Annotated in this window: 13 protein-coding genes; 3 read left to right on the top strand and 10 right to left on the bottom strand. The window is 69.6% G+C overall.

Going from position 1 to position 14,480, the window contains the following annotated elements; genetic code table 11:
- Window positions 1–83: 83 nt before the first annotated feature.
- From GV007_RS17360 to GV007_RS17320, 9 genes are all read right to left on the bottom strand, one after another.
- Window positions 84–1,508 carry an acetyl-CoA C-acetyltransferase gene (locus tag GV007_RS17360; protein ID WP_160074858.1) on the bottom strand — a complete coding sequence of 475 codons (1,425 nt, stop codon included), beginning with the start codon at window positions 1,506–1,508 and terminating at the stop codon, window positions 84–86.
- Window positions 1,505–2,527: a fumarylacetoacetate hydrolase family protein gene (locus GV007_RS17355; protein WP_236558613.1), complete on the bottom strand. Its 1,023-nt coding sequence runs from the start codon at window positions 2,525–2,527 to the stop codon at window positions 1,505–1,507. Before GV007_RS17355 ends, GV007_RS17360 begins: the two co-directional genes overlap by 4 nt.
- Window positions 2,524–3,585, bottom strand: a complete 1,062-nt coding sequence (locus tag GV007_RS17350; protein WP_160074856.1) for an amidohydrolase family protein — start codon at window positions 3,583–3,585, stop codon at window positions 2,524–2,526. The genes GV007_RS17355 and GV007_RS17350 overlap by 4 nt, the downstream gene beginning before the upstream one ends.
- Window positions 3,582–4,715 (bottom strand): FAD-dependent monooxygenase, encoded by a 1,134-nt coding sequence (locus GV007_RS17345; protein WP_160074854.1) that lies wholly within the window; start codon window positions 4,713–4,715, stop codon window positions 3,582–3,584. Before GV007_RS17345 ends, GV007_RS17350 begins: the two co-directional genes overlap by 4 nt.
- Window positions 4,716–4,803: 88 nt before the next feature.
- Window positions 4,804–5,850 (bottom strand): cyclase family protein, encoded by a 1,047-nt coding sequence (locus GV007_RS17340; protein WP_160074852.1) that lies wholly within the window; start codon window positions 5,848–5,850, stop codon window positions 4,804–4,806.
- Window positions 5,847–6,836 (bottom strand): fumarylacetoacetate hydrolase family protein, encoded by a 990-nt coding sequence (locus GV007_RS17335; RefSeq protein WP_236558612.1) that lies wholly within the window; start codon window positions 6,834–6,836, stop codon window positions 5,847–5,849. The genes GV007_RS17340 and GV007_RS17335 overlap by 4 nt, the downstream gene beginning before the upstream one ends.
- Before the next feature lie 64 nt (window positions 6,837–6,900).
- Window positions 6,901–7,680: a hypothetical protein gene (locus tag GV007_RS17330; protein WP_160074848.1), complete on the bottom strand. Its 780-nt coding sequence runs from the start codon at window positions 7,678–7,680 to the stop codon at window positions 6,901–6,903.
- Window positions 7,681–7,769: 89 nt separating this feature from the next.
- Entirely contained in the window at window positions 7,770–8,120 is a 351-nt protein-coding gene (locus GV007_RS17325) for a hypothetical protein (protein WP_160074846.1), read from the bottom strand.
- A 567-nt stretch (window positions 8,121–8,687) separates the two neighbouring features.
- Entirely contained in the window at window positions 8,688–9,374 is a 687-nt protein-coding gene (locus GV007_RS17320) for a GntR family transcriptional regulator (RefSeq protein WP_160074844.1), read from the bottom strand.
- Between the two features lie 256 nt (window positions 9,375–9,630).
- Between GV007_RS17320 and GV007_RS17315 the strand changes: the two genes are divergently transcribed.
- From GV007_RS17315 to GV007_RS17305, 3 genes are all read left to right on the top strand, one after another.
- The gene (locus GV007_RS17315) at window positions 9,631–11,016 is read left to right on the top strand and encodes an APC family permease (protein WP_160074842.1); all 1,386 of its coding nucleotides are present in this window, start codon (window positions 9,631–9,633) and stop codon (window positions 11,014–11,016) included.
- Window positions 11,017–11,078: 62 nt separating this feature from the next.
- A complete protein-coding gene (locus tag GV007_RS17310) occupies window positions 11,079–12,131 on the top strand; it encodes an amidohydrolase family protein (RefSeq protein ID WP_160074840.1) in 1,053 nt (350 codons plus the stop codon).
- Entirely contained in the window at window positions 12,128–13,414 is a 1,287-nt protein-coding gene (locus tag GV007_RS17305) for a hypothetical protein (protein WP_160074838.1), read from the top strand. Before GV007_RS17310 ends, GV007_RS17305 begins: the two co-directional genes overlap by 4 nt.
- On the opposite strand, the gene GV007_RS17300 is transcribed toward GV007_RS17305, so the two are convergent.
- A complete protein-coding gene (locus GV007_RS17300) occupies window positions 13,328–14,083 on the bottom strand; it encodes an SDR family oxidoreductase (protein WP_201297769.1) in 756 nt (251 codons plus the stop codon). The two genes, GV007_RS17305 and GV007_RS17300, sit on opposite strands and share 87 nt — an antisense overlap.
- Between the last annotated feature and the right edge of the window lie 397 nt (window positions 14,084–14,480).

The raw sequence follows: 14,480 nt of genomic DNA, 5'->3' as shown, positions 1-14,480 counted from the left end.
TCAGGCCAGGGGGTAGCTGTCAGCGGGTCAGCGAGTCAGCGAGTTGGCGGGTTGGCGGGTCGGCGGGTCAGCGGGTTGGCGGGTCAGTGGGTCAGGATGAGGGCGTCGCCCTGACCGCCTCCGCCGCAGAGGGCGACGGCCGCGGTTCCGCCGCCTCGACGGGCAAGCTCGTGCACGGCATGCACGACGACTCGGGCACCGGATGCGCCGATCGGGTGGCCGAGGGCGATCGCGCCGCCGTGCGGGTTGACCACCTCGTCGGACACTCCGAGCTCGGCCTGCGACTGGACGACAACCGCGGCGAAGGCCTCGTTGATCTCGATGTGATCGAGCGTGGAAGCCGCGATCCCCTGCTTCTCGCAGGCGCGGGCGATGGCGCGGGACGGCTGCGACTGCAGCGACGCGTCGGGGCCAGCGACCTGGCCGGCGGCGCCGACCACGGCGAGCACGTCGTAGCCGTGCGCGTCCGCGAAGGCACGGGTCGTGAGCACAACCGCCGAAGCACCGTCGGAGATGGGTGAGGCGTTGCCAGCCGTGATCGTCCCGTCCGCGGCGAAGGCGGCGCGCAGCCCGGCAAGCGACTCAGCCGTGGTCGAGGGGCGGATGCCCTCGTCGCGCGTCACTCGCACGGGGTCGCTACGGCGCACCGGCACGTCGACGGCGACGATCTCAGCGTCGAAGAGCCCAGCGTCCTCGGCCGCGGCGGCACGCTGATGGGAGCGCGCGGCGACGGCATCCTGCGCCTCGCGCGTGATGCCGAGGCTCGTGTTGTGCTGCTCGGTGAGCAAGCCCATGCTCTGGCCGGAGGCCGCATCCGTCAGCCCGTCGTGGGCCATGTGATCGAGCGCCTCGACAGAACCGTAGGCCCAGCCCTTGCGGGAACCGGCGAGGAGGTGCGGTGCCTGGCTCATCGACTCCATACCGGCCGCGACGACGAGCTGCGCGTCGCCCGTCTTCAGCAGGCGAGCGGCGTCGATGACGGCGGTCAGGCCCGAGAGGCACACCTTGTTGATGGAGGCGACGTGCGCCGAGGCTGGGATGCCCGCGGCGAGCGCCGCCTGACGTCCCGCGTTCTGCCCGACGCCGGCGGACAGCACGTGCCCGATGAGGACGGCGTCGACCAGCGAGGCATCGATGCTGGCCTGCAAGAAAGCACCGCTGATCGCGGCGGCACCGAGCTGCGGAGCGGTCAGGGTTGAGAGCTGCCCGTTGAGCTTGCCCTGCGGGGTGCGCGCGGCGGCGATGATGACGATGTCGCTGGGGCGCGAGCTCTGGACGCCCGCCGCCTCGCCAGTAGGAGTGACCCGCTCATCGACGAGTTGGCGCTCGCTTTCGCCCGCTTGGGTGGAAGCGCGGCCCGCGTTGAGACGGCTACCGACGTGGTCTGCGCCGTCGGCGGGAGTGCTGGGCACCGCGCCCGCGCTGAAGACAGGGGCAGTGACATCGCCAGCGGCACCGCCGGTCTCCTGTCCGGCTACCGAATCGGTGCCGGTGTTTCCCACGCTCATGCGCTGACGCGCCCTCTCGTTCGTGCCCGCGACGCCGCCCGGGCGCGCGGGACCGGCACGGCTTCGACGGCCGCGCCAATGACGTTGCTGACCTCGCCGATGCGCTCGACGCGCAGCTCGACGACGTCGCCCTCGGCGAGCGGGGGCGGCGTGAGCGAGCCCGCGCGGCCCCACAGCTCGGCGAGGCACCCGCCGTTCCCAGCGGTGCCGGAGCCGAGCACATCCCCCGGCACGACCCGCGAATTGCGGGACGCGTAGACCAGAAGCTGAGGGAACGACCAGCCCATGTTCGAGAGCAGGTCGCTGCCAATCAACTCGCCGTTGACAAGCACCTGCAGCTCGAGTTCGAGGAATCCGTCGGCGTCGTGCGCATCCGAGAGCTCGTCTGCCGTGACGATCCACGGGCCGAGCGTCGCCGCGAAGTCCTTGCCCTTGCACGGACCGAGGCGCACCTTCATCTCGCGCGACTGGATGTCCCTGGCCGACCAGTCGTTGAAGACGCTGTAGCCGAAGACGTGCCCGGCGGCGCTGGCCTCGTCGAGGTTCGCCCCGTCGCTGCCGTCGACCGCGCCGACGATGGCGGCCACCTCGAGCTCGAAGTCGAGCCGCTCAGTCACGGGCGGGCGGATGCTCGCCCCGCTGCCCACGAGCGAGTGCGGGTTCGTGAAGTAGAAGGTGGGGGCGTCGTACCACTCGGCGACGACTCCCGAGTCGCCGTCGATGGACTTCACGACGCCCTCGACGTGCTCCTCGAACGCCACGAAGTCGCGCACGCTCGGCGCCTCGATGGGTGCGAGCAGTTCGACGTCGGACACCGACGGCGCGAGGCCGAGCGAGCCATCCGCCCAGGCCCGCTCGATGAGCGAGGTCGCGGCCGCGTTGGCGCGCTCGAGCCCGAGCCTGGTCGCCCCGAGCACGGTGAGCCCATCGGCGAAGGCGAGGAGTCGGTCGCCGCCCTCGTGCGCGACGACAACCCCGTCACGCGCGCTGCCGTCGTGCATCCACCTGGCGTATCTCACCGGGCCGCCTCCACCGTGTTCCACAGGCGCGGCAGGCGCGCGGCGTTGCCGAACAGGACCTGCGCCTCGTCGTCGGCGCCGAGCTCCGCGTCGTGCACACGCTCGACGGGGTTCTCGACGCCCATGTCGAACGGGTAGTCGGAGCCGAGGAGCACCCGGTCGGCGCCGACGGCGGCGACGAGGTTGCGCAGCGCGGTCGGCGTGTGCACGAGCGAGTCGAAGCTCAGCTGCCGCAGGTACGTGGACGGCGCGCGCAGGCACGTGCGCGCTTCGGGCCGCACCTCCCAGGCGTGGTCGGAGCGGCCGATGAACGTCGGCAGGTAGCCGCCGCCGTGGGCCGCGATGAGCACGAGGTTCGGGAAGCGGTCGAGCACGCCGCTGAAGATGAGGTGCGAGATCGCAGCGGCGTTCTCGGCGGGCTGGCCGACGGTGTTGGAGAGGTAGAAGCGGTCGAGGCGCTCGTCGAGGCTGCACCCGAACGGGTGCAGGAACACGATGGCCTCGAGCTCTTCGGCGCGGCGCCAGAAGTCGTCGAGGCGCGCGTCGCTCAGCTCGACATCGCCCGCGAACGACGACAGCTCGACGCCGGCCAGGCCGTTGGCGAGCACGGCGTCCTCGAGCAGTTCGACGAGGCGGTGCGGATGCTGGAGCGGCACGAGACCGAGCCCGCGGAGGCGGTCGGGAGCACCGGCGACGTGCGCGGCGATGGCCGCGTTGGCCTCCTTCGCCGCCCAGACGGCGAGCTCTTCGCCCGCCCACGGGTAGTAGTGGCTCGGCGAGGGGGACACGAGCTGCACGTCCACGCCCTGCGCATCCATGATCGCGAGGCGCTCCTCGAGCGAGATGAGCTTCGGGAAGCGCAACTTGATCATGGCGCCGGAGGCGGCGAGGCTCTCGGGCCCGTTGCGCTTGGCTTCGAGCTCGCCAGCGGCGGCGAAGCCCTCCGGGTCGCGCCCCTGAACGGCGCCCTGGAGTGCGGGGAGGAGGAGGTGGGCGTGCACGTCGACGATCTGGCCGGCAGCGCCGGAAGCACCGCCGGAAACGGTCGCGGCGGTCATGCCGGCACCGCCACGAGCTGCGCGACGCCGCCCATGAGGGCGGGCACGTTGCCGTCGCGCTTGCCGTCGAGCTGCCACTGGCCGAGGGTCGTGGACGCCTCGACGACGTGGGCCGCGCGAGGGAGACGGCGGGCGTGGAAGTCGTCCCAGAACGGCTGGTCGAGCTGCTCGCGCTCGAGCAGCATCGTGGCGAGCACGAGCCCGTCCTCGGCGGCCTGGGCCGCACCCTGCGCGATCGTGGGAGGGCAGCTGTGGGCGGCGTCGCCGATGACGACGACCCGGCCGCGGTTCCACGCATCCGGTACGACGTGCGAGGTGAAGAGCGTGTAGTGCACGCGGGCCGACTCGGTGAGCGAGTCCCGGATCTCCTGCCACGGTCCGCCGTAGCTGCCGGCGAGGTCGCGCATGATCTCGACGCTCTCGGCGGGCGTGAGGCCGCTGCGGTCCTGCGCCTTCTCGACGAGGTACGCGTAGATGCTGTTCTCGCCGGTCGGGCAGTAGCCGGCGATGAAGCAGCGGCCGCCGTAGTAGAGGTCGGTGTGGGTGACCTCGGCGGGGCGGGCCACGAAGGCGCGCCAGATGCCCATGCCGGTGCGCTCCGGCTTCGTCTCGATGCCGATGAGCGATCGGGTCGGCGAGTTGAGGCCGTCGGCGCCGATGACGAGGTCGACACGCGACGTGTCGCCTGCATCCGTCGTCAGGGTCACGCTGTCGGCGTCCTGCTCGAGGCCCGTGACCGTGGTGCCGTAGTGGATGCGCGCACCGACTTCGAGGGCGCGCTCGGCGAGGATCTTGGCCAGGTCCGGGCGGTACATGCCGGCCGTCGCGGGGTACTCGGGGCCGCCCGTGCGGGTCTCGGTGAGGCTCGCGATGACGGTGCCCGCGGGGTCGGGGGCGCGCATGCTGACGTCGTCGAACGAGTAGGACTGCTCCTGGATGCGCTCCCAGACGCCGACCTGGTCGAAGACGCGCAGGGCGTTGCCCTGCAGGGTGATGCCGGAGCCGAGGGCAGTGATCTCGGACTTCGCCTCGTAGACGTCGACCTCGACGCCGCCGTCGGCGAGGATGATCGCCGAGACCATGCCCGCGACTCCGCCTCCGACGATGGCGACCTTGGAAACTGCACTCATGATGGTCCTGCTTTCTGCGTCTGCGTTGACGATGAAGGTGTCTGGGTCAGCGGCGGCGGGGCTGCCTCTGGGGTGGTCGAGTGGTTGCTCAGCGGATGGCGATGGGGTTGACGGGCGAGCCGACGGCACCCGTGATGGGCAGCGGTGGCGCGACGAGCAGGAACTCGTAGACGCCGTCGGCCTGGCATGCGGACGCGAGGGCTTCGAGGTCCCACATCTCGCCGATGGTGAGCCCCATGTTGGGGATGACCACCTGGTGGAGCGGCTGGAAGGCTTCGTCGAACTCGTTGGGTCGCACCTCGAAACCCCACGTGTCGGTTGCAATGGCGGCGATCTCGGTGCGGTGCAGCCAGCCGGCCGTCGTGAACGAGAGCCCGGCGCTCGGCCCGCCGGCGTAGCCGTGCCAGCCGTCGCGTTGCGCGCGGGCGTAGCGGCCAGTGCGCACGAGCACGATGTCGCCGCGGCCGACCGCCGCGGTGGCGCCCTGCGCGTGGATGCACGCTTCGAGGTCGGCGGTCGTGATCGCGTAGCCGTCCTCGAGCTCTCCGTTGTCACGCAGGTGCCTGCCGAGGTCGAGGAGCACGCCGCGGCTCACGATCTCGGCCGCCGTGTGCTCGATGCCCGTCACGAGGTCGCCCTCGCTCGTCACGACCTCGCCCGAGCGGCGGCCGTTCCACGCGTAGCCGTGGTCGAAGATGTGGCCGAGGCCGTCCCACTGGGTTGAGCACTGCAGCGGCATGGCGATGACGTCGTCGGCCCCGCCGAGACCGTGCGGGAACCCCTGGTTCGCGAGCTGCGCATCCGTGCCCGTGTCGAGCATCGTGTGCACGGGGTTCGTACGGCGCCGCCACCCCATCTGGGGGCCGTTCATGTCGAAGGGCTGCGAGAGCGAGAAGCTGCTACCCGTGCGCACGAGCTTGGCCGCGGCGGCGCGCTTGGCGTCGTCGATGAAGTTGAGCGTGCCGATGCGGTCGTCCTCGCCCCAACGACCCCAGTTGCGGAAGGCCTTCGCCGCGCGGGCGACCTCGGTGGTTGGGTCGGTGCGGTCGAGCTCGGCAGGGTTCGCGGTTGGGGCTCCCGTGACTTCAGGGGCTCCGCCGGCACCGGTGCCGGCGGTGTCGGTGAGGGAGGTCACGAGGAGGCCGCTTCTGCGCGCACCTGCGTGGTCTGCGTGCCGAGCCCCTGGATGACGCTCACCATGACGTCGCCATCGCGGAGGAGGCGGCCGTGCACGATGCCGTTGCCGGCCGGGCTGCCGGTGAGGAGCAGGTCTCCGGGGAGGAGCGGCATGTTCTCGGAGGCGGCCGAGATGAGCGCGGGGATGTCGAAGAGGAGGTCGTCGCTGACGGCGTCCTGCATGGTGTCGCCGTTGAGCGTGAGCTTCAGCGTGAGCGAGTGCGGGTCGGCCACGAACTGCGCCGGCACGAGGAAGGGTCCCGTTGGGAGGAAGCCCGGCGCGTTCTTGCCCCGGTACCAATCCGTGCCGATCTCCTTCATGTCCTTCCGGAAGATGAGGTCGCGCGTCGAGATGTCGTTGACGATCGTGTACCCGGCGACGTGGCCGAGGGCATCCTCGCGGGAGACGCGGTGCGCGCGCTTGCCGATGACCACGGCGAGCTCCAGCTCCCAGTCGTGCTGGTCGCTGTAGCCGGGCAGCTCGAGCTCGGCGTCGACGCCGGCGACGGCCGTGGGGAGGCCGATGAAGAAGTACGGCTCGCCGTCCCTGGCGCGTGCATCCATCATCTCGGCCGCCCACTCGCGCAGCTCCTCAATGGGGCGCGGGTCGTTCTTCGCCCGGCCGGCAGCGACGAGGTCGATGACGTGCGTGCGGTAGTTGGCGCCAGTCTGCAGCACTTGGCGTGGCTCGACGGGTGCTTCGAGGGTGACGTCGTCGAGGGCGAGCCAATCGGCGCCATCGGCGGCTGCTGCGAGCTGCGCGAGGCGGTCCCATGAGGCGGGCGCTTTAGCGAGGAAGTCGTTGAGGGAGTCTGCGCCGAGCTCCTCGCTGCTCAGCGGGCGGATGCGGCCGGCCACGACGAGTCCGAGCTGCGGCGTCCCCTCCCCCACACTGAAGCGGGCAAGAGCGAAGTCGGCGGTCAGGCCTTCGGACGACGATGTCACGGCTGGTCTCCAATTCACGACGCTTCGGTGCGTTCGTGACATAAGTCAACCGCGTCCGGCGCCATCAGCCAAGCGGGGATCCGTTATCCAGGGCATCAGGGCTGGTGATGGGGCCGCTCACGTGCTCGATCCAGGGCCGAACGTCGACGATCCCCTCCGGCAGAAGATCTCTGGCGGCTTCGAAACCGTCTGGCAGCTGGGTCACCAGAGCGTGTGCGTAGCGTTCGCCTCGGTCGGTCGTTGCCTCCCCGATCTTCAGCACCTGATCAGCCGGCACCGAGTCGACAAGGGCTCGCGCGTCTTCGAGCTGCGCCTCATTCCACCGACTGGGGAAGACGACGACGGGGCCAGCCGACCCCTGCGCCACGAGCGCCTCGACCCGCTCCGGCTCGGGTGAGGAGAGGACGTAGACCCGACCGTACTCGGCCAGAGCTATGTGAGTCATGGCGAGCACAGACGGATGCTTCCCCAACGTGGCGGCGAATGCCTCGAAGTCTGGATGCTCTTCGTGCGTGTGAACGAAAGCCTCCCGAACCCGCTGCGCAAGGACTCGGAGGGAGGCCACGGCGGGATCGACGGCAGCGTCCTCATCCCAGCGGGAAACCAGCAGAGCTTCTCCATCCCAAAAGCCCTCTACTTCCACGCACCCCTCAAGAAAGGCCAGTTCCGTCTTCGCGACCTCGTCGAGACGGAGTGGCAGGAAACGGTCATCCCAGACGAACACCTTCGATGGCCGGAACGGAGTGAGATACGACGCTGCGCGCGCCGGGTCGAACACGAGCCACCCACGCGCACGGAACCTGCCGCCAGTCGCCAGCCCTGCGTACGCGCTCATGTCAGCCATACCGGTCCACGGTAGCTCGGGAATCCGCCCCGAACACCGTCTCGCGTTGAACTTCGAGACAGGATTCGACGACTCGTCAATCTGTGGCCTTAGACATCAGCCTGCGCTCGTCGATCAAGCGCCGCCGCACGAACACGTGCCGGATGCCCGATTGAGATGAGGATCTTTCGAGCCGGAGACTCCCCGGCCAGCAGGGGGCTGTCCCTATATCCCCAAATATTCCGGATGGAACCGACGAGCACGCTCACGGTCACCAAAATCGGAATCACCAACGGCACATCAAGACCCAAACTGTCGTAGAGGAACCCGAACGAGATATTGGCAGCAATGAAACCGACTGTCGAGAGTCGTTCTTCTACATTCACCATCAGACCAAGCCCAACGGCGGCAAGGAGTACGCCGATGTAGGCGGCGGCATTACTCGAGAGAAAATCGATCACCCTTGAGATTCCTTTCTGAGAGCTTCGACTCGAACCTCGTGAATTGGACCCGAACTGGCAACGAGGCTTCAGAATGGATGTAGGCGACGGAAACGCCACGAGCCCGGCCGTGACCACGCTCGCCGAGGCAGCCCACGACTGAAGCCACGTCCGCTACACAACTTGTGGGCACCTCGGGAACAAGAGCCGAGACGAGGGCACCTCCGACCCGTCGCGACAGGAATCCGCGAGGGGTGAAAGCCGTATTCCAATGCAACATTCTCCCTAATTTCGTCGCCGCCGCGGAACGCAGCGAAGAGCAACTTAGCGGACAAAATCACCTCAGAAATCTCCCGACTCAATTGAGGAACACTTCTGGCACAGCCGCAGCCGAACTCACGCAAGTCCTATATCCCCTATTTCGAGAGATTCTGACTTATTTCACGTGCGATTGGTGGGTAGAGGGTAGGGGGACGAGCCCGCACGGAATCGTGCACCACCTCGTCACCAGACGCCTCGCACTCGGACGCGCACGTCCGCTGACGCCTGGCAACGGAGCAGGTGCCCGAAGCTCGAGTTTCGGGCCCGCTAGGCAGGCAGGGCCGGGGCGGCGAGCAGCGGCAGGGTCTCCGCCCGACTGCGCTCGACGTGTGCGAGAGCGAGCGCGGCCGCTCGTTCGACTTGGCCGCGAACGATCGCGTCGCAGAGGTCGCGATGCTCACGGTGGACGTCATCGTCATCGCGTTCGCTGGCGATGTGGAAGAGCCGCTTGACCCGCCCCTGCACGGGGAGGAGCAGGTCACGAAGGAGACGGCTGCCCGCGAGCGCGACGACGGCATCGTGGAAGTCAGAGGTGGCGTCGGCGATCCTCGACTCGTCCGAGGAATCGACGGCAGCGTCTGCGGTTGCGAGGGCCGCCAGGAGCCCCTCCCCCGACTCCCCTCCGGCGCATCGTGCGGCGGCGAGGCGCGCGGCGAGCACCTCGAGGGAAGCGCGGACGTCGAACAGCTCGATCACGTCGGCGAGCTCCATGGGCGCCACCACGGCACCGCGACGCGGCAGCGTGTGAATGTACCCCTCAGCCTCGAGCCTGGGCAGCGCCTCTCGGATCGGGATGCGCGAGACGCCGAGCGCCTCGGCAACCTCGCGCTCACGCACCCGACTGCCTGTAGGGAATCTGCCGTCGATGATGCGATCGCGCACCCACTCGTACACCCGCTCACCATGAGAGATCGAGACCCCCGAGGGCTCCCCCGTCACGTTCGGACTCGTCATCGCCACGAACATCCCCTCCTCGATCCACTGACTGGCTACGTTACGCACCCCACAGCGGCGGGGATGCTCGTGCATCCGCGGCCGGTCCGACGAGTACCGCATCTCCACACTTTAGTATGCCAAAACTTAGACCCAGACCACCGGGTTGCAGGCAATCTGTGCGAACAACTTCCCGTTTGCCGAGTTTTGGCATACCATCGCTCCTGTTCGGGCTCAGCCCGACATCGGTGCATCCCCCACGCAAAGGAGCCTGAGCATGACCGATACCGTCACATCAGTCGAGGAAGCGCGGCCGCGCACCCTCAAGCGCGCCCTCGGGCTGCCCGCCCTCATCGGGTACGGACTCGCCTCCATGGGCGTGCTCTCGGTCGTCTCCGTCTACGGCCCGGCCACCGAGCTCAGCGACGGGCACCTCCCCGCCGCGTACATCGCGGCGATCATCATCATGCTGTTCACAGCGCACAGCTACGGACGCATGGCCGCGCATGTGCCGATCACGGGCGGCGCCTACGCCTACGTGACGCGCGGCTTCGGACCTGCGGTCGGCTTCGTCACCGGCTGGGTGATGCTGCTCGACTACCTGTTCCTGCCGATGGTGAACTTCCTGCTCTTCGGCCTCTACTTCAACAGCCTGTTCACCGCGGTGCCGGCCTGGGTCGGCACGCTCGTGTGCATCCTGATCGTCGCCCTGTTCAGCATCATCGGCGTCAAGTGGTTCAAGCGCATGAACTTCGTCGTGATCATCGCGTCGGTGCTCGTGATCGTCGTCTTCCTCGTCCTGGCGGTGCTCAACGCCCCAGATCTGACCTTGGCATCGCTGACCGGTCCGCTCTCGATCGGCGAAGGCGGGCTCGCGCCGATCCTCGCGGCGGCGGCGATCGTGGCGTTCGCCTTCCTCGGGTTCGACGGGGTCTCGACGCTCGCCGAGGAGACGCACGATCCGCGTCGCAAGGTCCCGAAGGGCATCGTGCTCGCGACGCTGTTCGCGGGCCTCGGCTACCTGGCCTTCTCGATCGCCGGCAGTCTCATCGCCCCCGACTGGACGCAGCTCGACAACCTCGACGCGGCCGGCACGGAGCTCATGCAGCAGGCGGGCGGTGACGTGCTGATGGTCGTGTTCGTGATCGTGAACACCGTCGGCATCGTGCTCTGCGGCACGGCGGCGCAGATGAGCGTCAGTCGTGTGCTGTTCGCGATGGGCCGCGACGGCATCCTGCCCCCGGTGCTCGCGAAGCTGCACCGACGCTTCCGCACGCCGTACGTGGCGGCCATCGTCGTCTCCGTCATCGCCCTGGTCGCGCTCTTCGTCACCCTCGACCAGGCCGTCTACATGATCAACTTCGGCGCACTCGTGGCGTTCGCCATGGTGAACCTCGCGACCGCCAAGGTGCTCTTCTTCGACCTCCGCCTGCGCAGCGGATGGGGACTGCTGCGGCACCTCATCATGCCGATCATCGGGTTCGTCTCCGTCGCCTGGCTGTGGACCTCGCTGGCTCCGTTCACGTTCGTGCTTGGCACGGCGTGGCTCATCATCGGCGTCATCGTGTACCTCGTTCGCCGCAAGCGCCGCGGAGGGCCCCTCGCGCTCCGGCTCGACGGCTCATCGACGGAGGCCATGCCCACGATCCCCTACCAGGCGTGACCCGGCCCCCAGCACGCCCTCGCCTTCCGGGAGCTCACGACCATCCCGGGGAAAGCAGCACCATGACCGATTCCACGCCCCCGCAGACACTGCGCACGCCCGGGCTCGTCGACGCGCACATCCACCCCGACAAGACCTCGTGGGGTCGGCCCTGGCAGTCGCGTCGACCTGCGGCGACGCTCGCCGAGCTGATCGAGAACGACCGCGCAACCCAGGCGGCCTACGACACGAGCGTCGAGGAGCGCGCGTTCGGCCTGTTCTCGCAGGCGCTCGCCAACGGCACGTTCGGGATGCGCGCGCACGTCGACGTCTCCTCGGAGCTGGGCATCGGCAACGTGGAGGGGGTGCGTGCCGCCGCCGAGCGCCTCGCCGGCGACCTGACGGTGCAGATCGTCGCGTTCCCCCAGTTCGGGCTCCTCTCGAACCCTGGCACCCTGGAGGCGATGGCGGCATCGCTGCAGTCGGGCGCGGACCTCGTCGGGGGCATCGACCCCGCGGGGCTGGAAGGCGACCTGCACGGGCATCTCGACGCGATCTTCGGGCTCGCCGATCGCGCCGGACGCGAGCTGGACATCCACCTGCACGACGGCGGCGAGGAGGGCTTGGCGCAGACCCGGGAGATCGCGCGGCGCACGATCGCCGGCGGCCGGCAGGGCGGCGTGACCATCGGCCACGCCTTCGCGCTCTGCGATCCCACACTCGCGTCACTCGGCGAGACACTCGATCTCGTCGCCGAAGCGGGCCTCTGGATCGCGGTGTGCGCGCTCGGCCCCGACCCGGTGCCCAACCTCGACCGCTTCGAAGCCCATGGCGTGCGGGCGGTTGCCGGCTCCGATGGGGTGCGGGATGCGTGGAGCCCGTTCGGCACGGGCAGCATGGTCGACCGCGCGCACCTCCTCGCCTACCGCACCGGTGCGATGACCGACGAGGAGCTTGAGCGGGCGTTCCGCATCGCCTCCATCTCGGGCGGCGAGATGATGGGCCTCGCGAGCGTCGCGGAGTGGAATGAGCGCAGTGACACCCGACTCGAGTTCGCTGCCGAGAATCTCGCTCAGCTCGTCGTCGACCGACCGGCTCCCCTTCGCGTCATCCGCGACGGCCGGGTGCTGCGGTGAGCGCTCAGCGCCGACAGGGCGTCGCGGCCGGCATCCTCGTCATCGCCGTCGGGCTGAGCGTCAGGTTCCCGATCACGAACACTTCGGCGCTGCTCGGAGAGATCGGGACCGGCTACTCGCTCTCGCCGTCGGCGCTCGCCGTCCTCAGCTCGATCCCAGTGCTCCTCTTCGCGCTCGCCGCGCCCCTCGCCCCGCTGCTCGTCGGCCGGATCGGGCTGCCCAGATCGATCGCGCTGCTCCTCGCGGTGCTCGCGGGCGCGACCCTGCTGCGACCGCTCGGACCCGCGCCGCTGTTCGTGTCGACCGTCCTCATCGGCGCCTCCATCGCGATCCTCGGCATCCTCGCCCCGCAGATCATCCGGAGCGCGCTCGCCACGCGCGGCGGGTTCTGGACGGGCGTCTACACGGCATCGTTCGGCGTCAGCGCCGCGACCGGCGCAGCGTTCTCGGTGCCGCTGTTCCACGCCTTGGGCGATGAGGTCGGGCCGGCGCTCGCAGCGTGGGGAGTCCCTCTCCTCATCGCTCTCGCGTTCGCCCTGGCCTTCGGTCGCCGCATCGCGACCCGCGGCGCTGGGCCACGGCCGGTATCGGCTGGCGAGCGCCAGCCGATCCTGCGCGCCCGCGGGCTCTGGCCTGTGACGGGGTTCTTCGCCTGCCAGGCGCTCCTCTACTTCTCCATGACCGCGTGGCTCCCCACGATCGCGATGGACCGCGGGGCCACCCCGGCGGCGGCCGGACTGCTGCTCGCGTGGATGAGCGTCGCCGGGCTCCCGGCGGCCCTGTTCGCGCCGATGCTCGCATCCCGAGCTGGCTGGCGCACGCCGATGCTCGTCGTCACCGCGCTGCTCGGCGCCGCGAGCCTGCTGGGCCTCGCGATCGCACCCCTCGAGGCGATGACCGTAGTCGTCGCGGTGCTCGGCGTCGCCCTGAGCTCGGCGTTCGGGATCTCCGTCGCGCTCATCGTGCTCACCGCACCGAGCAGCGCATCCACTGCCGCGTTCTCAGCCGTGGTCCAGGGCATCGGCTACGGGGCCGCGGCGGCCGGCCCCCTGCTTTCCGGCCTGCTAGCCGGAGCGGGCATCGGCTGGCCGGTCATCATCGGCGGCCTCGCGGCCATAGGGCTGCTTGAGCTCGGGTTCGGCGTCGCGAGCTCCCGGGCGTCCCTCGCCGTGCAGCGCACGGGAGAGCCGTCCGCCTCAGCTGATCGCGCGGGCGATCGGGAGGCCGACGCCGTGCGAGGTGAGGCCGCCGTCGATCGCGAGCTCGGCGCCCGTCACGAATGAGGTCTCGGGCGAGAGCAGGCTCGCGATGACGTCGGCGACCTCACCCGGCGATCCCGTCCGGCCGAGCGGTGTCAGCTCGACGTTGATGTCGTGGAACGCCGCCGAGGCGCTCGCCGTCATGGGCGTCTCGATGTACCCGGGATGCACGATGTTCACGCGGATCCCCCGCGGCCCCAGCTCCATCGCCGCGGTCTTCGTGATGCCTCGCAGCGCCCATTTGCTTGCCGCGTACGCCACCGCGTAGTGGGCCGTGACCGCCGCCGCGGAACCCACGTTGACGATGGATGCGCCGCTCGCCATGAGCGGGGCGAGTGCCTGGATTCCGAGGGCGGGGCCCGTCGCGTTGACCGCGAAGGCCAGCTCGAAGTCCTCCGCAGTCGCTGCCTCGAGCCGGGCACGCCTCGTGATGCCGGCCGCGTTCACCAGACCCGCGAGCGCGCCGGTGGTCGCGGCGAGCTCGGCGAGCGACGCCCAGCCCTCCGGGTCGCGCACGTCGAGGACAACGCGTCGCACGCCCGACGGTTGGGCAGCATCCGCGGGCCATGCCAGGTCGGCGGCGATGACCGGGACGTCGCCCTCGAGGAGCCGCTCGACGACGGCCGCGCCGATGCCGGAAGCGGCCCCCGTCACGACGACGGCTGCGGCGAACGCGCTGGTGGTCTCAGGCACGGGGCTCCTCTCGGCGCGCGGCTCTGCGCATCCACCTCAACTCAAGCAGGGAGCGCGGCAGGCGGACAGCGGCAATCGCTGATCCGGCCCATCCGCTCCCTGGATGCCACGGCGGCGGCAAGCACGGCCGCGTCGACGGCCACGCCGAGCGCCGGTCTCGGGCTGGCCGAGCAGTCTCGAGCTGGAGAAGTCACTTCGTGCTGGAGACGTTCCCAGAACGAAGTGTCTTTTCCATCCCGAGACAGAAGTGGGAGCGGGAGAGGAGGCACGGAGTCGAGGTGGAGAGTCGAGGTGGAGGTGGAGAGTCGAGGTCGAAATCAGACGGAGGGAGAGGCCTGCTGCAATAGGCGTACTGCAGGGTTGGCGAGCCCCTGAAACAAGACCCCCCCCCTGGGAC

Origin of the sequence: Pseudoclavibacter sp. 8L (assembly GCF_902506465.1) — a bacterium.
In the GTDB taxonomy this organism is placed as follows: domain Bacteria; phylum Actinomycetota; class Actinomycetes; order Actinomycetales; family Microbacteriaceae; genus Pseudoclavibacter.
The sequence above is the reverse complement of the archived record's forward strand: the minus strand, read 5'-3'. Positions and strand labels throughout refer to the sequence as shown.